Origin of the sequence: Lysinibacillus sp. NPDC096382, assembly GCF_044762845.1 — a bacterium.
In the GTDB taxonomy this organism is placed as follows: domain Bacteria; phylum Bacillota; class Bacilli; order Bacillales_A; family Planococcaceae; genus Lysinibacillus.
Genome location: NZ_JBIWFC010000007.1, coordinates 140,409 through 158,572 on the forward strand (window position 1 = coordinate 140,409; position 18,164 = coordinate 158,572).

Consider the following 18,164-nt stretch of genomic DNA (forward strand, 5'->3'; position numbering starts at 1 on the left):
TCTCAGCAGATTCAAGTTTGATTTTTATAAAAAATGAATCGCTCAAAAGATCATGAATAATCGCGTCCGATTGCGGTATAAATATTATATTTTTGCTAAGACAGAGTTAAAAAAATCGTTTTTTTCTTCGACATTTCTTTCCGCGAGATCCTATTCTACAAAGGATTCTGTTATTTTCCCATCTAGTTTTTTAATCGCCAACATCGAATTATCCTGAATGATGCCTGTATCTACAAAACCAAATGAAGCGTATAATGTTTTAGCTTTGACATTACTTGTATGATAAAAGAGGGTTACATATTCAGCTTCCCCATATGGCATATTTTCAATATCCATCAACATTTTTTCAAAAGCAAGTTTGCCATACCCTTTCCCCTGGTGACTCTTATCAATCATAATATGCCAAATAAAATAGCTCTTCTTCCCGTAAAAAACTTCATTTTCAAATGATTCATGATCCAACACATCATAAATATACATCAAAAATCCAACCGCAACTTCATCGACATAAATGGCAAGAGGAGTCGCTGGTATCCCGTCTGCGTTCAACATATGAGCATCTGCAAAGCTTCTGAGGTTAGTAGTTTCTATAAAGTCTTTCTGGTTTTCTCCAACTTCAAGTGCTATTACTTCATCTATGTTATCCCTGGTTATTTTTCGTAATTCAATCATTTTTTTATCTCCTCTCCTAAGACAAGCTATTTCCACACGCAACCTAAAACATTCCAAATATCATATCCGTAATTCCTAAAATAGGGTACACAAAATATTCACCAATGTTAATTCTACTAAAGGGTTTTGTAACCTTTAGTTCTAAGAAATAGATAGGAGAAATAATAAACAAAACTCAAATTATTCATTAATGGATAATTAGTTGATTTCATTTATTTTCTTATTTTAAAATTGTTAAATTCCATATATTAAAACGATACATCAAACAGATACATTCAGTTTTTTACATATAATGATACAATAGTTATATTTGTCTACATATTTCTCATCTCATGGATTTTTTGCAAGGTATTAAGGTGTAATGATTTATCTTCGGGCGACTTAGCGAATTTATACCACTCCACAAGCCTGTATCCGAACATAGCAAGAATTAGTTCATAGATACAATGATCGGATATATGGGACATATCCGCATATTCCGAAAAACCCCTGTAATATGCCGGAATGCATTTTTGGTAGTATTCAAGCATATGACAACCGTCCGCTTCATCAGTTATTAAACTCGCGATATCCTCGCCCATGTACCCCATCCGGCGGTATCCCAATCGATAAGTACGATTTTACTGTCCGAATAGAATACGTTTGCCACCCAAAAATCTCTATGGCAAAGCACTATTGGTAACTTTTCAATTCGACTAAATATTTCGTCCGCATTGTTATCTAAGTCTATGAGCATTTTACACAGGTGCTTCGGAATTTCACAGTCATCGGAGCGTATATAATGATACAAAACATTCCATGACCGATAACGCAGATAGTAGTTTTTCATAAACTCAACCTTGCTTAAATTGGATAAATTTCGCAATACTTTTGGTCGTTCAGTGTACAACTTGCCTTGGAATCGGCCCAATTCCTCGGCTATATGTTATCCCCTGTCCCATCATCACCAATAGCTATTAGGTCACCAGACATTTTTGATTTTGCCTTACGACATCATCCCAAGTTTTTGTAGGATTCTTTTGGTCTTTGATAGGAAAAAGAGTCCATTCGCCGATTTCGGCATTATTAACTAATCTAAAAAGTGCCTTGTATTGTTCAGGAAAAACTGCACCTAATTTTTCTTCTGCTGATTGTATATCAAAATCTGCAACTCCAGGTTTTCTTGTTGAAATTAAGTCTCTAAATTCTTTCACTTAAAATTTACCGCCTTTTCTTCATCGACACATATCATCTACATAATAAACCTACGTAACAATCCATTTATTGAACAAATTGTATTGGTAGTTCAAGAAAGGAAAAAGAGCAGCGTATATACTCAATGATTTTTAATCAACGCTGATTTTCTCAGCCAACTCCAAAATAATTCCCTCTGGACCACGAACGTAGCATAATTTGTAACTTTCTTCATATTGCTGTATTTCACTAAAAATATCCGTACCCTTCTTTTTCAATTTGGCAACAACACCTTCAATATCTTCAACAGTAAATGCAATATGTCGGATACCTAGTGTATTTGCAAAGGGTTGCTGAATATCTTTTTCATCTGACGGTGTATAAAATTTGATTAGCTCTATCCATGTCTGACCGTCTGTCGTTCCCAATCCTACACACGCTACTTTAGCGTCATTAAGCCCAACTGCATATCCCATTAACTCTCCTTCCATTTCCCATTCCCCTTTCACCTCAAGTCCAAAATCGAGAAAAAACTCTTTAGCAGCAGAGAGATCATTTACGATTACACCCACATGATCTATTCTTTGGATCTTCATCTTTCATACCTCCATTGTTTCTGTTATTTTGCAATATCCTGTATTTAAATTCTAGTATTAACAAAGTGGCGATTACTATAATAAAAAGATACCAGCATTGCCAGTGGCTTTATTTCATGGCTTTATTTCATGGCTTTAGCCATATTATAGAATGTGTTGCAGAAAATAGCCCTGTTGTTATACCTACCACAACACCTAGATACGAAAATTCCTTTTTGAAGTCATTCTACAAAACAATCCATTCCCTCAACGGTTCTTTCTTCTTTGTATATGTTGTTCTATCGTACTTATATGTAGAGGCAAGTTCTTTTTTAATGAAGCATCATGGGGGTGTAGCCTAAGATAATCTCGAAACAATAATTTTTCAATCCACTCACTGCTGTTAATTTCACAGATATGCAGATGACAAGTACCCTGTCCCCATAATCCCTTCCTAAAAAATCTTCTATCTTTAAACTCAGGTTTATGAACATATTCATATTCAATTTCACTAAGAGGAATAACAAAGTTGGATACTTCATCTAAATCTTGCACGCTCAAGATAATATCAATTATTGGTTTCGCTTCCAATCCCTTTATAGAAGTGCTTCCAATATGTTCAATTCCCACAACTTTATCACCTAAGATTAACAATTGGTCTCCTTATTTTGTTCCTACCTTTAAAATATACTTCTAAATCTAATTCTATAAAGCTAACCTAAAACCTGCTTCAACAAACCTGCACCGTTAGTAAAAAGCGTCTTTACTTGTTGTAATTTAAAGTGGAAAGCTTCACAAATAATAGAAAATAGATTATACTGGACTAACTATCATATTCAAAGGAGCATTTCCTATGACCGAGAATAATCAATCTGAAGTATCCCCAAAAAAAATCAGCCTGAAAGAGGCAGTGAAACAGCAGCTTGAAAACAAAAAGAACCATTCCTCTGCTAATAAAGGAAAAAAGAATGCCGACCTTTCAACAAAAAAAATGAAAAGCCAGCAAACGAAAAAAACAAGCAATACACGTAGAAAAATGGGTGTCTGATATACCGGCAATATCGGAAAGACATATTACCAGACAAAGCTGTTTTGAAAAAGCATTCACCGGAATGCTTTTTTTAATTATTTTATTCTTTTCATTTTATAACTTGTTTAGCTAAATGCTCTGTTAGTTGAAAAAGAAAAGGATGGGATCTCTGTGGAATCCCTTCTTGAAGTATATCACTCCGTTTGTTTAAGTACATTTGAAACCAACAGTTACCCAAAGTGATTATGAAACCACCAAACAATAAGAGTTATACTCACTATTCCCCAAGCTGTGGTACTCACTATCCACCAAATTATGGATTTAGCTTTTTTGAACTTTCCTCGTCTTCCATATTTACTTTTATAAAAGCGAGCTTACTTTCCATACCTTTTTTCATAGAAGTGAGAACAACAAATCCGATTATTATGAAACCAACAGTTATCCAGAGTAATAAGTCCACCTTTTATACCTCCCTTTTTTGTGGATTACTTTCTTTTCAATCTTCTTTATTCAATTATCCTGCTCCGTTAATACAATAAGAAAAAAGAGCTGTCTAAACAGCTCAATGATCTTCAAATAAAACACCCCATTAATTGAAGAAATTATCTAATTAAAAATCTTTATTCCATTCATCATCTAAAATGACACCTCTTTCATCGATATAACTCATAGCAAATGAACCGTGTTGTAATTTATCTTCGCTTTTTAGAAAAGCTATGAATTCATTTAAGATTTGTTCGTCATCTTCACTCTTTTTGCGAGTGACTATAATACGAATAATCGGTGAAACATCAAACTCTTTATAACTTTTAGGATTAAGAGGGTCGATACCTAATTCTTGCCCGATATTATTATTGGTAAAGGAAACGAAGAAATCAGTTGTTTCTCCAAAATTCTTTTTAATAAAAGGACGTATTTCACTTTCTAAGTCATTTGCCCATTTATCCGCCATGTAAGTGTCCACCATTTGATTTGTTTCAGCATCAAAATAAACTAAAAACTCTGTATTCGTTTTCTTATCCCTGACCTTAGCCGCATATTCAAATTCAAAGTTCCCCATATTATCATACAGAGTGTCATATATCTCGAAGTTATCATTAAAATTATCTTCTAAATATTGTTCAGCTTGAATTCTTACTTCTTCTTCTTTATCTTTATCAGGTTTCATTTCTAATATAAAGACAACTACAAGTATTCCAATTCCTAATAATATGACACCTAAAATGCCAAGCGTGATTTTAAGATATTTATTCAAAACATCCCCTCCCTTATTTGATAATTTACCCAAAAACCCTTGAATACCTTTTAAAGTATCCTGCCCCGTTAGAAAAATCACTCCTTATGTCTAGAATTCTATTAAGTTGGCAATAATCCCTTTTATATTACTATTTTAGGGGGAGTGGAATTGTTACTGTCAAAAGCATGGACTTTGTTTGAAGTGGATAAACGAATAGAGGGCTTTTCGCCACAAACGCTGAAGGCCTACCGGTTACAGTCTTTGCTATTAATTGGTTATTTTAAGGATATAGAGATGGACTTGCTTGACACCAATCAACTGAAGGAATATCTTGCTATATCCGGCAAGCACTTAAAACCAGCTAGTCTTGCACACCGTATTCGCTTTATGAAATCATTTTTTCGTTGGTCTCATGAAGAAGGATACCTGAGTAAGAATCAACCTCCAAAATTAAAGAACCGAAAGTAGGAAAGCGGATACCCAAGTATTTAACCGAACGGGAGATTGAACACCTCCGTGAATCCTGTCATTCCGTAATGGAAAAAGTAATTTTCGAATTCATGTTTTCTACTGGTTGCCGAATTGGAGAAATAGTTACGTTAGAAAAGAACCATATTAATTGGTCCAATCAATCCGCAATCGTTAGAGGAAAAGGTGATAAGGAAAGGGAGGTTTATTTTAATACGCGTTGTGACATATGGCTTAAACGATATATTGAAAGCCGTACTGACAATAATCCTGCCATCTTTGTGACAGTAAGACAGCCACATAAAATGAGTGTAGCCCAAATGCGATACATCATCAAGCGGATATCAAATCGTGCTGAAATCAATAAAGAAATTCATCCACACCAACTTAGATACAGCTATGCAACTCATTTGTTGAACAATGGCGCTCCCATAGAAGTCATACAAAGTCTTATGGGGCATGAGAAAAGCGAAACAACTAGGATCTACGCTCAATTAAGCGGGAGGCTAAGGAAAGAGTATTATCAGAAGTACTTTTAAATGTAAAAGGAGCAAAGTCTTAAAAGACTTTGCTCCACTTGACAAAAGCACCCCGTTAGCCATCCATGTAGCGCAAAAACCAGCGCTACACCACAGAAAATGAAAGATGATTAAGTTCTTTCATGGGAGTTCAATAAGGACGCTTCTTCAACAATCGCGCCCGATCGTATTATAAGGTCAACCAGAAAATATTTCTGGTTGACCATTTTTTATATCGATATATGATAACGGTAGCCGAGGTAGAACGTTCGCGCCCGTGGGGCTAAGACCCCGTCCGCAAAACAGTTCGCCCCCTACTTGTAGAAACATGTTTGAGGCTGGTTGGGACAATGATCTCGTATAACAAGCGAAGCTATGACACTACAAAGAGGATTTAGGGGTTACCGGCAATTATCATTTTGAAGGAGGAATTATAATGAATCCAGTCATCGGTCTGGATGTAGCAAAAGGTGAAAGTCAGGTTCAAGCTTACTTGGAAAGAAAAAAGCCCTACAAGAAAAGTTTCAAAGTAAAACATGATCTTGATGGGTTAGCTAGTTTATTAGATTTTATTAAAGAATTAGAAGATATTTCAGGAGGGTGTCCCCCTCTTGTTATGGAATCAACAGGCCATTATCACACACCTATTGTTCAATATTTTGAGGACAAAGGCTATTTAATAAATATCGTAAACCCACTCATCTCTTATAAAGCAAAAAGTTCTAGTTTACGAAAGGTAAAAACAGATATCATTGATGCTAATCATCTGTGCGAGCTGTATTATAAGGAGGATTTAGAGCCTTATAAAAAACGTGGTATCCAACTTGCGAACTTACGTAATCTTACGAGACAGCACGATAATATTACAGGCATGTTTGTACAAACTAAACTACAATTTCTGGCAGTTTTAGATCAAGTTTTTCCTGAATATAGTAATGTTTTTGGAGACTTATATTCGGATGTTTCTTTGAAAATACTACATGCATTTCCTACTTCAGAGGATATATTGAAAGCCAATAATGAAGTATTAGCAACTAAAATAAAAGAATTCTGTAATTCTTGTTCTTTACAATGGGCAAACAAACAGGCTGAAAAGCTAATGACTGCAGCAGCTCAAAACCCTTTTCAGAAGGCTTTATATTCTAGTCTTGCCCTAAGCTTAGATATGTATATTAATATGCTCTTTGAATATAAAAAACATCTATCCATGCTTGAAAATGAGATAGATGCTTTATCAAAAAGTATTGAAGAATCTAAGATTATCCGATCAATTCCCGGTATCGGAGAAAAAATCGCTGCCACGATTGTATCTGAAATTGGGGAAATTGAAAGGTTTAATCATCCTAAGAAACTAGTCGCATTTGCCGGTCTTGATCCAAGTGTCTTTGAATCTGGTACATTCAAAGGTACTTACAACCGAATAACCAAAAGAGGCTCTAGCAGACTACGGCAAGCTTTGTATATGGCTGTTAAATGTGCTATTCGTGACTGTCGAAAACAGAAAACAACGGATGAAATCCTTCCTCGTAATAAGAAATAACGGGCGTTTTATGATAAAAAACGGGAAGAAGGAAAACCATTTAGAGTAGCTGTAATAGCTTGTGCAAACAAACTCTTACATTGGATTTATGCACTTTTAAAAAGCAAAACTTCTTTCCAAGACTTAGCTTGATTTAACAATTTAACTAAGTAGACCTGAACTTTCCAAATCAAGTATTTGGACGGTTATTTGGTATACACAAATTTAGTATAACATGATATTTTTAATGAAAATCATTGACAACTATTAGCTGGTTTTGTTGAAGATTGGTTTTCTGTGTTCCCAAACTTTCATTTAGGGACGTTTTTTGAATTTTTAAAGCATGAAAAACAACGAGGATTGGTTCGAAAAATTGATTAATATATCATTTAAGCATTAATGAAATAGAATCCGATTCTTGATTAATAATGATATCTTGTTGTTCAGAAGTGCCATCTGTATAAGTTACAGTTACGTTAATTTGTATGTCACCTTCAATCGTATCATAAGGAGGTATCGCTAATGAATATTTAAATTGTTCCTGCTCATTATATTTGACTGTAAAGGTATTGCCTATTTCTTTTATAGCTTGAAATATTTCTGAATTTGGTTCATTGGTTATATAATTAATTTTTTCTAGTAATAGCTTATCCCTGTTGTTTACCTCTTCCTTAGTAAGTGTTACATCTTCTATAAAAATTCCTTCATTTATTTCATATTGAATAAAGTCAATATTTTCTCCAGAAACATTGAGCATAATATCGGTAAAAATTAAATTCCTACCGTCCCCACTTATACTATTTAAAACACCTACTCGATCTATAGTAGATAAATCAATGGTAGTTTTTGCTTTTAAAAGTTCATGACCTATACTGTCATCTGCATAAACTGTAATTGTAAAATTTTCCGTTTGAGAATCACCATACTTATTAATAAATGGCAAACCGATAAGAAGAAACATGAGAATTCCAAACACACTTGCGACAGAACCCCACTTTTGAAAATTGATTTGGCTCGACTTTTCTCGCTTTGCATCTTGGTAATTCATTTTCAATCGATTTTCCATCGCTTTAGACATCTCCATCGAATTAACAGCATCTTTTATTTTATGAAAATCCATCATTCGTCCTCCTCTCGATAATTTTGGCTAATAAGCTCTCTACCTCGTTGTAATCGCTTTTTAACTGCTGCTGCTGTAATGTTTAGTATTTTTGCTATTTCGTCTACTTTATAGCCTTCTACATAATGGAGTAGTAACACAATTTTATGTTTGTGAGGCAATTTCATAAGGGTGTCAAGTAAACCATAATTTTCTTCATTTTTACAATATAGCTGCAAATCATTTATATCTAAGTGCCTACGAATAATATTGTACCTTCGCATATTTTTACAGCGATTTGTCGCAACTGTAATCAACCAAGCTTTTTCGTGTTCGGAATCGTTAAAAGCAGGAGACTTCGATAAATATTTTATAAAAGTATCTTGCACAGCATCTTCTGCATCGGATTCGTTGCATAAAATAACTAAACATATCCGAAATAGCATATTGCCATATGTATCAACAATTCGTTCTAAATCTATTGCTATTTCAGTTGAACAAATAGATTGTTGCAAAGCTAATCACCGTCCCTTCACTTACTACACACTTGAAAATGTCATTTGGTGACTTTTTATATTATTTTTTACAAATATTATTACTAATTAATTTTACTGTAAAAATTAGCTTTCTATAAAGCTACGAGGCACTATGTGAATAAGATTCGCTTAGTGCCTCTTTAAGTTCCCATAGCGTCCTTTGGTAACCTTTCATAAAAGAATGTTATTCAATAATATGGCCCGATTGTTGAATAAGCTAATAATTTTTTTCTTCAACTAAACTGCATCGTTAGTTCAATAAAGAAAAAAGAGCTGCATATGCAACTCAATGATTTTCAAGTAAAGCTACCCGTTAGCTGAACAAGACTCATTATTTTTATGACACATCATTATCCTACTAAGACAAAAGCCAGCAATAATGCTGGCTTTTTCATTTTTCACATCATTTTTTTGAGGTATGGAATCTTGCAGGTTTTTTAATTTTTTATTTTCTTTGTAATAAACCAATAACCACATTAAGTGACATCATTTTTTATGTGTAGGCTCTGTTTAAGGTAAATGTTGATATTGGAAACCAACTCGAGATCTTTGTACAATTCGAATGGTTATATGAAGAATAAATTTAATTGGAGCTTCAAGTGTATGTACATAATTATAATTTTTACCCCTTTCGTTGATTCGAAGGGGTTTTTGTATCTTTGTGCGGTTAGTTGAACAAGACACATTTAATTGACCAAACTTTTTATAAAAAGGAATATTCATTCAAAAAGAAAAGAATCCATTTTGATTAATCTCTTGTCAAAATGGATTTTTTTTATTTACTATAGAACCTAGATATACACAGTTTTTACCAAACTTTTGAAAAAATGAGTAACAAAGGCTTGATAATTTATTTAAAATGATTTATATTGATATCAAATGATACGTTTGTCTATCAAAAATGAACAGAAGCGAGGTAAATAATATGACTTTTGAAGAAAAATTACAAGCATATGCAGAACTTTTGGTAAAAGTCGGTGTCAATATTCAACCAGGGCAATATTTATTAGTCAATACATCAGTGGATGCATTGGATTTCGCCCGTTTAGTTGTGAAAGAGGCTTATAAGGCTGGGGCAGGACGTGTTCATGTTAACTTATCAGATGATGAGATGGATCGTGCTTACTTTGAGCATGCCTCAGATGAAGAATTTAATCGTTTCCCAGAGTGGATAGTCAAAATGAGTGATGAGCTGATTGAACGTAAAGGAGCACTATTAATGATAGATGCTGGAGACCCTGATAAATTTACAGGTATTTCAGCCGATCGTCTAGCTACCTATCAAAAGGTATCAGGAGCTGCTCTGATAAACAATCGCAACGCAGTAATGAAGGATTTAATCGCTTGGTCGATGGTAGCAGTTCCCTCACCAAAGTGGGCATCGAAGGTGTTCCCAAACTTAGCAGCTGAGGAACAAGTACCTGCATTATGGGAGGCTATTTTTAAAACTGTTCATATCGGTGAAGGTAATGTTGTTAAAAACTGGCGTGAACATGTAACAAATTTAGAAGCTCGTGCGGCCCTACTGAACAATAAAAAATATGCGAAGCTTCACTATAAAGCGCCAGGTACTGATTTAACAATTGCATTAGCGCCACAGCATAAATGGATTACTGGAGGTGGTAAAACGTCAGATGATACGATCTTTATGGCGAATATGCCGACAGAAGAGGTATATACATTACCGATGAAACAAGGTGTAAATGGCTATGTAAGCAATACAAAACCATTAGTTTATCAAGGGAATATTATCGATGGCTTTAAACTGACATTCGAAGAAGGAAAAATTGTTCAGGCTGAAGCACAGGTAGGACATGATTTATTACAGGAGCTTCTGAATGTGGATGAAGGCTCGTGCTATTTAGGTGAGGTAGCACTTGTACCACATGAATCGCCAATTTCAGCATCGGGGATTTTATATTTTAATACATTGTTTGATGAAAATGCATCGAACCATTTAGCGATTGGTAAAGCTTATCCAACTTGCTTAGAAGGTGGAAGAGATTTAGAAAACGATCAGCTTGAAGCGTTAGGTGCCAATATTTCAGTAACACATGAGGACTTTATGATTGGCAGCAGTGAGATGGACATCGACGGTATTTTACCAGATGGAACTGTAGAGCCAATTTTCCGTAAAGGTAGCTGGGCATTTTAAGTTTTTGATTTAAAAAAAGGGAGTAGAGCAGATGAAACGATTACTAAGCATAATTGGTGCAACTATATGGGTGTTTCATCTGCTTTTGCTTAGACTGAAAACTACCTCTTTAATTAGAAGAAAATTGCATTCAAAGGAGATAGGCCAATGAATTTCTGGGAAGTTGTATTGATAGTTGTAAATTTTAGTCTATTGAGTTGGATACTGTTAGTAGGCAGGGAAACGAAAAAGTGGTCTAAATTAGCTACTTTGGTTGCCGTTGTAATGGTTACAGTTCAGCTATTAGCAGAAGGTTTTAGATGGCAAATGATTCCGGCTTATGTATCCCCAGTTATCTTGTTTTTATGCTATTTATTAGCTGGGCGGAAAAAGGGCTTTAGAAGCTGGGGTATGTTCATAGTTAAGACTTTGTTGTTGTGCACCTATGTGTCTGTAGCAGTTGCGCTACCCTTACTTATGCCAGTATTTTCATTTGAGGAACCAACTGGCCCACATAAGGTCGGTACGAAGCTATATCATTGGGTTGATCATGAGAGAAATGAACCATATTCGAAAAATCCATCCGATCGACGCGAACTGATGGTGCAAATTTGGTATCCTGCAGCTGAAAAAAGCAAGGGGGATCGAGAACCTTATATTCGTAACATAAATGAGCTCTCCAAGGGATTGGAAAAAACATTGTCCATTCCAGCATTTGCATTCAGCCACCTGGGCTTGGTAAAATCGCATTCGTTTAAGGATGTACAACTATCAGACTCAGAGAATCACTATCCCATCTTAGTTTTCTCTCATGGTTATACTGGTTTTCGTAATCAAAACACGTTTGAAGTTGAGGAGTTGGCTAGTCAAGGATATATTGTTCTAGGTATCGATCATCCATTTGATGCTGCAGCTACCGTTTTTCCAGATGGTCGAACTGCTTACATACAAACCGACAATTTAACTGATTTTAACGAACGCGATCGCCACATCAAATTATGGAAAGACGATGTCACTTTTGTACTTGACCAGTTAGAGAAGCTTAATCAAAACGATGAGACCGGCTTCTTTACAGGAAAGATTGATACCTCGCGAATTGGGATGTTTGGGCACTCTTACGGTGGGGCTACCGCAGCACAAATACTTGCAGAAGACTCTCGTGTCAAAGCCGCCATCGATATGGATGGCACATTGCATGGGGAAGTTTTACCTGAAGGTGGGATTGGAAAACCATTTCTGCTCATGAGTGCAGAAATAGATGAAGATTCTGATGAAGATTCCTATAAAGACAAGGTTCGCAATGAACGTGGGTTAGCTGGTGGTGGTATGTCAATGGTCATTCCCCATACGGATCATGGAAGCTTCACTGATTTTCATTTGTTCTCCCCTCTATTGCGGAGCCCAGGTGAAAATCCAAAGGAAGTTCATCGCATTATCAACGAATTCAGTCTGGCATTTTTTGATCAGTATGTAAAACAGAAGGACGACGGTTCCACCCTTAAAGGGCTGACGACCAAATACCCGGAAGTGAATTTTAAAGTAAACCGATAACTAGAAACTAACTTGGCAATTAAATGAAGTACAATCGTCAAATTTTTAAAGAACGAATTCAACGAAAATCAACTCAAAAACAATTAGGAAAACTAGCGGGAGTTACTCAAAAAACGATTTCAAGTATCGAAGCTGGTGGCCAAGGAGTAAAAATTGGTACCTATGAAAAGGTATTATCAGAAGTACTTTTAAATGTAATAGGAGCAATGTCTTAAAAGACTTTGCTCCACTTGACTAAACCACCCGTTAGCTTAAGTATTTTCTTTCACAAACTTTTGCTTGGTGTTAATACGATTTAATAACCTTTTGTTCAATTCCCATAACGCGGTTTTATTGCTATCCCATTTCAAAAGCGTTACTGCCTCTTCAAAACATAGCCATTTGTAGTTGAGGTGCTCTTTTGATAAAGATATATCTTTTGTAGGAACTTTAACACCAAAAGAAAATTCTTTTAATACATAAACGTCTTCTCCCCAAAGGAAGTTCCCAACTACATCTTCTACTGGTAGTGAAGACATAGAATCTAATTCAATATATGGATAATCTCTTGTAATACCAGCCTCTTCAAATGCTTCTCGTTTAGCAGATTCAATAGGAGTCTCACCCTCTTCTCCACCACCAGCTAATCCCTGCCAATATCCATAATCACTTCTCTTAAAAATTGCATATTCAATAGAATTGTCAGTGATTATATAAGGAAATACCAAAACTTGATAAGGTGCCCTCATTGCTTATCTCCTCCCAAAAATAACCTTAAAATAAATTTGACCTTTCTTCAACCAACCTGCACCGTTCGTAAAAAACGTCTTCACTTGTTGGAGAAACGTCACCGTTCCAATTTCATTCCATAGAATACTTTACCTATCAAATCATAGGGTATCAATTTTCCTAATGCTTTTTATTTGATGTTATACATTAAAATTAGACGATACTTTTTCATCTATAATTTGAAAATCATAACCTTTGAGAGGTGTTTTTGAATTAATGTGAATGATTACTTCAAATATTAGGGAAATCAAACCCCATATCAAACAAATAAAGTGTGTATATTCGCTTGGGATGAGATAAATGAACGCCATAGTGAGGAACACACCTGCCATCACCATAATGAAATATAGATACTCTAGATGAACCCAACAAAGAATTAGTAAATGTGTGGCGTTAATAATACAAAGGACTGGCAATATCATTGTCGGAGCTAATTATTTAACCAATAACAGTACTGGGAAACAGCAAACAATGATCCCTGAAGCATATCCGACCAATGATGAAAACTGGCTTGGATTTGCTTTCATTGTCATCAATTTATAAAATAGGATTCCTAAAAAAGGAACCAATAAACCTTCACTTATGTAGAATTTGATCAATATAGTTTCATTAAGAACATAAGTTAATAACAAATGCCAACAGCCAATATGTAGAGCCGGCTATAAGCATAAACCCACCGCCACGATATTGCTGAATAAAATCGAACCTATCTCTATGAATCGCAACATTCTTAGGTAGCTGGTATCCTCATATTATTGTCTCCTTCTTGAAATATAGTGATTTCTTATAGTATCAGGTCAATTTTTGCGAGTTACAATTATACCATATTTCCCATATAGTTCTATGCAATTCTCTCATACGAGATGACCAATAACTATGTATTGCCTTAATTTATATATGTAATTTTTTCCTTTTTCAAGTAAACTGCCTCGTTAGTTCAACAACTTCTTTAAATCAATTCTTGTGTAGGCTTTATTATAGGTCGTACCATCATCATTATAAAATATGGCATTTTTCAAATATGGGTCGGAGCTAGGTTCGTAACCATGTTTGCTAATTAACTTTATCATTCTGGGATTTTCTATTGGGTCAACACTCACAAATATCTCAGAATGACCTAAACTCTTTGCAATATTTTCTCTATACTTAATCAAATCTGAACCTATACCATTACCCCGATAATCCTCTTTTACATATAGGTCACTTAATTTAGGAAGCAAAGTGCCTTTTAATTTAAGAACTCCAAAACCCAATATAAGTAAGTCTTGTTCAGCGATTGCCAAATATACTTCCCTTTTTGCAAATTGCTTTAAATAATTCGTGAATAAATCTTTATTATTTCTAATATCACATAAACCTGATAAGTCGTTTTCATTCGCTAATCTTATTATGTATTTCATTGTTATCCCACTTCCTTATTCTTCAATAAATCACTATTATAAATACTCAATTCTTTCTTCAACAATCCTGCCAGTTAGCTCAATAAGAAAAGCACCTTTGACTTCGGTGCTTGATCTAAAACTCTTGCCCCCGTTTGTTTAAGAACAATTCTTCACAAACTTTTCTAACTCTACATTTCATCAATATTTTTATTCAACAAATTAAGTTCCTCATCAAGTGATGTGCCACTGTCCTTCTTTGTAATTTCAAAAGGTTTTTTATAAAGACAAGCATATTTCAAAGCAAGAAATCCATCGACTGGAAATGTGGAAGTTTGCCATTCTTGACGGTATCCTAAAATTCCCCTTTGTTTAATAATTCGGTCCAATTCTTTTACTACACATAGTACAAATTCATCAAAGTTGCATTTCGTCTTTAATATCGTTTTAGGCAAATTAGGATTCATTTTTCTATCTACAAAAGGATTTTGAACTTCTGTAATGATAATTTCTAGGTCTTCAAAATCTCGCTTAAATTCCCAACGCAATAAATAAGGACCAGTTTGCCACTCAATACCTCCATTGATTTTATGAAAAGCACCCTCTTTCCAACTTAATTTGCATAATGGATGTATAGATGCTAAATATGAAACAAAGTCTCCGAGAGCATCTGAATGAAAAGTAGGATAAAACTCAAATTTTTGCTCGTTAATCTCTAAAACACAGGTTGCATTACCACTTTTAATATTTACATATGAAAATTTCAAATTAGACCACCTCCACAATATATCAAAGCCAATAATATATATTTCTTAAACATAATAGTTTAAACCTTTTTGCGTTAACCTGCCCCGTTAGTACAATAAGAAAAAAAGAGCTGCCTATGCAACTCAATGAGCTTCAAGAAAAGCACCCCGTTAGCCCTCCATGAAGCGCGAAAATAATCTCTTCACCACAGAAAATGAAAGGTGATTAAGTTCTTTCATGGGAGTTTAATAAGAACAGCGACGCTTCTTAACAATCGCGCCCTTTAACAGAAGACTCGATTTCAAGATAATCTTCAAAGTTTATTATTATCTAATTTTTCTTTTATTAGCATCATTGAATTACGAATTTCATTGATCTCACTAATAGTTAGTCCATTAAACAATTGATTTACTTGTTCATCTGACTGATTGTTAATTTTATCTAGTAGTTCTTCCCCTTTTCTCGTCAAAAATAGGAGATTTTTTCTACTGTCTATTGGTGAGCTTTTTTTCTCTATTAATCCTTCCCTCTCAAATTTACGTAAAATTCTGCTCAAATAGCTTCTATCAATATTAAGTTCTTGCACGAGATTATTTGCAATACACTCAGTTCTCTCGCTTATTTCAAATAGTATTCGTGCTTCGGTTAATGAATAATCTGTATCTAGAATTTGGTTATTAAATAAACCAAGTACCTTTGTATAAAAACGATTGAATTGTCTGATATCATAAATAATTTCTTTATCCATACTTTCTCCTTTAGTTGACTTAGTCCACATTTAATATTAATATAAATATATCCCTAAAATGTGGACAAAGTCAACGTTTTAGGGATACTATTTTCAAAAACCTGTGGCAATCCTTATTAAGACCTAATTGAAGGAGATCGTATATGATTATTCGAGAAATAAAAAAAGAAGACACTGCAAAAGTAAAAGAAATTATACAAGATTCATTAAAATCACTTGGATTAGCGGTTCCTGGATCAGCTTATTTTGATCCTCAACTTAACGACCTTTACCAATATTATAATAATTTAAAACATGCGAACTATTGGGTAGTAGAATTAGATGGGGAAGTTGTAGGTGGAATTGGTATAGCACCGTTCAGCGAACAGGATAAAGTTTGCGAATTACAAAAGCTATACTTAAGTCCAAAAGCACAAGGTTTAGGGCTTTCCAAGAAATTAATGGAAACAGCTTTGTCATTTGCCTCTAAACATTATGAAAAGTGCTATTTAGAAACAATGCATGAATTAAAAACTGCATGTATTTTATATGAAAAATTTGGATTTACACTTTTACAAGAACCCCTACCAGGTTCTGAACACTCTGCTATGGATGCCTGGTATTTAAAAGATTTGAATTAGCCATAAGAAGTCCATTAATTCGATTATAACTAAAAGCTAATATATAGAAAAAAAGCCGATTTCCAAATGTGGAGTTCGGCTTTTTTGTAACTTTATGAAAGGTTGTACTTAAACTACACTGCCCCGTTAATTCAATAAAGAAAAAAGAGCTGCATACGCAACTCAATGATCTTCAAGTAAAGCACCCGTTAGCCATCCATGTAGCGCAAAAACCAGCGCTACACCACAGAAAATGAAAGATGATTAAGTTCTTTCATGGGAGTTTAAGTGCATTTAATCACAATTACAAATAAACAATACACCCTTTTTCCTCCAATTCACTTATCCACTTTGGTATGTTTAATTGATGGTTCCATCTAAGATCAAGACGCTCTAACCCCTCAATTTCCAGCAATGATTTTGGTAAGTCCGTTAGAAGATTACTTCTTAGATCAATTTCTAATAAATTTTTCAATTGTCCAATCTCTTCAGGCAATGTGGTTAATTGATTATGTCTCAAATTTAATCGTCTCAACCTTAAACATTTATGTAGCGATTGAGGAATATCTTTTAATTGATTGTCTTCCATATCTAAAACACGTAATAATGACAATTCCCCTAAATTTACTGGAAGAGTTGTGATTTGATTATTTTTTAAATGCAATTCCTTTAAGTTACTTAATCCACTAATACTGTACGGCAACTTTTTTAATTGATTATTCATTACACGGAGTTCTATAATATTGGTCAAATGTCCAAGTTCTTCAGGTAATTTTATTAATTGATTATCACTTAGATTTAAATATTTCACTTTGACCAGCTTAGAGATTTCAGGTGGAATGGATTGTAATTTATTATTATGAAGATATAAATAATCCTCCATATTATTAAGGGAGCCAATTTCAGGAGGAAGAACATCAATTTCATTATGCCCTGCATCCAGCATTCTAAGTTCTGTTAAATTCTCTATCTCAGCAGGCATTTTACTAATCTTATTAACTGATATATTCAAAACTTTTAATCTGTTCATTTTATAAATTTCTGAAGGAATCGTTGTTAACTTATTATCAAAAAGGTTTAAATTTGTTATTTCTTTTATGGGTACATCTAAATTAGGTAAAGAGTCTAATTTCATATGGGGAAAGTTTAGTTTCATTTGTCTGCCTCCTTTTAAAAATACAATCTTAACATAATTCAATGGTCTTTATACAATTTTTATATCTTTGCTAAACTAACCTGCTCCGTTAGTTGAGTAAAAAATAAGAGCTGTCTAAACAGCTCAATATTCTTCAAATAAAGCTCCCTTTAGTTCAACAAAATGAATTGCAAGGACAACCTTTATACACAATATGTGGGCAAAGAACCCGATTGAACATCCCCTGCCGCTATCGGACAAAGGATATTTATCGGT

The 18,164-nt window shown here is 34.3% G+C and carries 17 protein-coding genes and 4 pseudogenes; 7 read left to right on the forward strand and 14 right to left on the reverse strand.

The features are described 5' to 3' along the window. Positions 1–150: 150 nt before the first annotated feature. The 5 genes and pseudogenes from ACIQZA_RS12375 to ACIQZA_RS12395 form a co-directional block, all read right to left on the reverse strand. The gene (locus tag ACIQZA_RS12375) at positions 151–672 is read right to left on the reverse strand and encodes a GNAT family N-acetyltransferase (RefSeq protein ID WP_400933988.1); all 522 of its coding nucleotides are present in this window, start codon (positions 670–672) and stop codon (positions 151–153) included. Positions 673–1,228: 556 nt separating this feature from the next. Continuing rightward, positions 1,229–1,501, reverse strand: coding sequence for a phosphotransferase (locus ACIQZA_RS12380; protein WP_402882824.1), 273 nt, complete (start codon positions 1,499–1,501; stop codon positions 1,229–1,231). Between the two features lie 92 nt (positions 1,502–1,593). Next, a pseudogene (locus ACIQZA_RS12385) lies at positions 1,594–1,865 on the reverse strand (SMI1/KNR4 family protein); the annotation flags it as partial. 132 nt (positions 1,866–1,997) lie between these two features. Further along, positions 1,998–2,441: a VOC family protein gene (locus ACIQZA_RS12390; protein ID WP_400933993.1), complete on the reverse strand. Its 444-nt coding sequence runs from the start codon at positions 2,439–2,441 to the stop codon at positions 1,998–2,000. A gap of 246 nt (positions 2,442–2,687) precedes the next feature. Continuing rightward, entirely contained in the window at positions 2,688–3,050 is a 363-nt protein-coding gene (locus ACIQZA_RS12395; protein ID WP_400933995.1) for a GrpB family protein, read from the reverse strand. Between the two features lie 223 nt (positions 3,051–3,273). On the opposite strand from ACIQZA_RS12395, the gene ACIQZA_RS12400 reads away from it, so the two are divergent. Further along, positions 3,274–3,468: a hypothetical protein gene (locus tag ACIQZA_RS12400; RefSeq protein ID WP_142511121.1), complete on the forward strand. Its 195-nt coding sequence runs from the start codon at positions 3,274–3,276 to the stop codon at positions 3,466–3,468. A gap of 212 nt (positions 3,469–3,680) precedes the next feature. On the opposite strand, the pseudogene ACIQZA_RS12405 reads toward ACIQZA_RS12400, so the two are convergent. Continuing rightward, positions 3,681–3,910: pseudogene (locus ACIQZA_RS12405) on the reverse strand (hypothetical protein). Between the two features lie 150 nt (positions 3,911–4,060). Next, a complete protein-coding gene (locus ACIQZA_RS12410) occupies positions 4,061–4,705 on the reverse strand; it encodes a hypothetical protein (RefSeq protein ID WP_402882827.1) in 645 nt (214 codons plus the stop codon). 150 nt (positions 4,706–4,855) lie between these two features. Between ACIQZA_RS12410 and ACIQZA_RS12415 the strand changes: the two are divergent. Together ACIQZA_RS12415 and ACIQZA_RS12420 are read left to right on the forward strand one after the other, a co-directional pair. Then, positions 4,856–5,694 (forward strand): annotated as a pseudogene (locus ACIQZA_RS12415) (tyrosine-type recombinase/integrase). Between the two features lie 415 nt (positions 5,695–6,109). After that, positions 6,110–7,345 (forward strand): annotated as a pseudogene (locus ACIQZA_RS12420) (IS110 family RNA-guided transposase). Positions 7,346–7,577: 232 nt separating this feature from the next. Here ACIQZA_RS12420 and ACIQZA_RS12425 read toward each other — a convergent pair. Then, on the reverse strand, positions 7,578–8,315 hold the full coding sequence (locus ACIQZA_RS12425) for a hypothetical protein (RefSeq protein WP_400934003.1): 738 nt from the start codon (positions 8,313–8,315) through the stop codon (positions 7,578–7,580). Continuing rightward, positions 8,312–8,806 carry an RNA polymerase sigma factor gene (locus tag ACIQZA_RS12430; protein ID WP_400934004.1) on the reverse strand — a complete coding sequence of 165 codons (495 nt, stop codon included), beginning with the start codon at positions 8,804–8,806 and terminating at the stop codon, positions 8,312–8,314. Before ACIQZA_RS12430 ends, ACIQZA_RS12425 begins: the two co-directional genes overlap by 4 nt. A gap of 946 nt (positions 8,807–9,752) precedes the next feature. Between ACIQZA_RS12430 and ACIQZA_RS12435 the strand changes: the two genes are divergently transcribed. The 3 genes from ACIQZA_RS12435 to ACIQZA_RS12445 all read left to right on the forward strand — a co-directional run bounded on the left by ACIQZA_RS12435 (position 9,753) and on the right by ACIQZA_RS12445 (position 12,727). Beyond that, a complete protein-coding gene (locus ACIQZA_RS12435; RefSeq protein WP_403009903.1) occupies positions 9,753–10,982 on the forward strand; it encodes an aminopeptidase in 1,230 nt (409 codons plus the stop codon). A gap of 147 nt (positions 10,983–11,129) precedes the next feature. Then, positions 11,130–12,512, forward strand: coding sequence for an alpha/beta hydrolase family protein (locus ACIQZA_RS12440; RefSeq protein ID WP_402884107.1), 1,383 nt, complete (start codon positions 11,130–11,132; stop codon positions 12,510–12,512). A 23-nt stretch (positions 12,513–12,535) separates the two neighbouring features. After that, positions 12,536–12,727 (forward strand): helix-turn-helix domain-containing protein, encoded by a 192-nt coding sequence (locus ACIQZA_RS12445; RefSeq protein ID WP_402884106.1) that lies wholly within the window; start codon positions 12,536–12,538, stop codon positions 12,725–12,727. Between the two features lie 36 nt (positions 12,728–12,763). On the opposite strand, the gene ACIQZA_RS12450 is transcribed toward ACIQZA_RS12445, so the two are convergent. The 4 genes from ACIQZA_RS12450 to ACIQZA_RS12465 form a co-directional block, all read right to left on the reverse strand. Beyond that, the gene (locus ACIQZA_RS12450) at positions 12,764–13,240 is read right to left on the reverse strand and encodes an NUDIX hydrolase (protein ID WP_400934014.1); all 477 of its coding nucleotides are present in this window, start codon (positions 13,238–13,240) and stop codon (positions 12,764–12,766) included. A gap of 972 nt (positions 13,241–14,212) precedes the next feature. Further along, complete coding sequence (locus tag ACIQZA_RS12455; RefSeq protein WP_402884104.1) at positions 14,213–14,680, reverse strand: GNAT family N-acetyltransferase; 468 nt, start codon at positions 14,678–14,680, stop codon at positions 14,213–14,215. 170 nt (positions 14,681–14,850) lie between these two features. After that, positions 14,851–15,426: a hypothetical protein gene (locus ACIQZA_RS12460; RefSeq protein WP_400934019.1), complete on the reverse strand. Its 576-nt coding sequence runs from the start codon at positions 15,424–15,426 to the stop codon at positions 14,851–14,853. Positions 15,427–15,719: 293 nt separating this feature from the next. After that, positions 15,720–16,154 carry a MarR family winged helix-turn-helix transcriptional regulator gene (locus ACIQZA_RS12465; protein ID WP_400934020.1) on the reverse strand — a complete coding sequence of 145 codons (435 nt, stop codon included), beginning with the start codon at positions 16,152–16,154 and terminating at the stop codon, positions 15,720–15,722. 143 nt (positions 16,155–16,297) lie between these two features. Here ACIQZA_RS12465 and ACIQZA_RS12470 point away from each other — a divergent pair, with 143 nt between their 5' ends. After that, on the forward strand, positions 16,298–16,774 hold the full coding sequence (locus ACIQZA_RS12470; protein ID WP_402884102.1) for a GNAT family N-acetyltransferase: 477 nt from the start codon (positions 16,298–16,300) through the stop codon (positions 16,772–16,774). A gap of 283 nt (positions 16,775–17,057) precedes the next feature. Here the strand turns inward: ACIQZA_RS12470 and ACIQZA_RS12475 are convergent, their stop codons facing one another. Then, a complete protein-coding gene (locus ACIQZA_RS12475) occupies positions 17,058–17,909 on the reverse strand; it encodes a leucine-rich repeat domain-containing protein (RefSeq protein ID WP_402884100.1) in 852 nt (283 codons plus the stop codon). Between the last annotated feature and the right edge of the window lie 255 nt (positions 17,910–18,164).

Coding starts and splice junctions, on each gene's coding strand:
- ACIQZA_RS12390 (WP_400933993.1), bottom strand. CDS start 2,441: ATGAAGATCCAAAGAATAGATCATGTGGGTGTAATCGTAAATGATCTC.
- ACIQZA_RS12380 (WP_402882824.1), bottom strand. CDS start 1,501: ATGAAAAACTACTATCTGCGTTATCGGTCATGGAATGTTTTGTATCAT.
- ACIQZA_RS12445 (WP_402884106.1), top strand. CDS start 12,536: ATGAAGTACAATCGTCAAATTTTTAAAGAACGAATTCAACGAAAATCA.
- ACIQZA_RS12455 (WP_402884104.1), bottom strand. CDS start 14,680: ATGAAATACATAATAAGATTAGCGAATGAAAACGACTTATCAGGTTTA.
- ACIQZA_RS12435 (WP_403009903.1), top strand. CDS start 9,753: ATGACTTTTGAAGAAAAATTACAAGCATATGCAGAACTTTTGGTAAAA.
- ACIQZA_RS12375 (WP_400933988.1), bottom strand. CDS start 672: ATGATTGAATTACGAAAAATAACCAGGGATAACATAGATGAAGTAATA.
- ACIQZA_RS12400 (WP_142511121.1), top strand. CDS start 3,274: ATGACCGAGAATAATCAATCTGAAGTATCCCCAAAAAAAATCAGCCTG.
- ACIQZA_RS12425 (WP_400934003.1), bottom strand. CDS start 8,315: ATGATGGATTTTCATAAAATAAAAGATGCTGTTAATTCGATGGAGATG.
- ACIQZA_RS12465 (WP_400934020.1), bottom strand. CDS start 16,154: ATGGATAAAGAAATTATTTATGATATCAGACAATTCAATCGTTTTTAT.
- ACIQZA_RS12470 (WP_402884102.1), top strand. CDS start 16,298: ATGATTATTCGAGAAATAAAAAAAGAAGACACTGCAAAAGTAAAAGAA.
- ACIQZA_RS12475 (WP_402884100.1), bottom strand. CDS start 17,909: ATGAAACTAAACTTTCCCCATATGAAATTAGACTCTTTACCTAATTTA.
- ACIQZA_RS12440 (WP_402884107.1), top strand. CDS start 11,130: ATGAATTTCTGGGAAGTTGTATTGATAGTTGTAAATTTTAGTCTATTG.
- ACIQZA_RS12450 (WP_400934014.1), bottom strand. CDS start 13,240: ATGAGGGCACCTTATCAAGTTTTGGTATTTCCTTATATAATCACTGAC.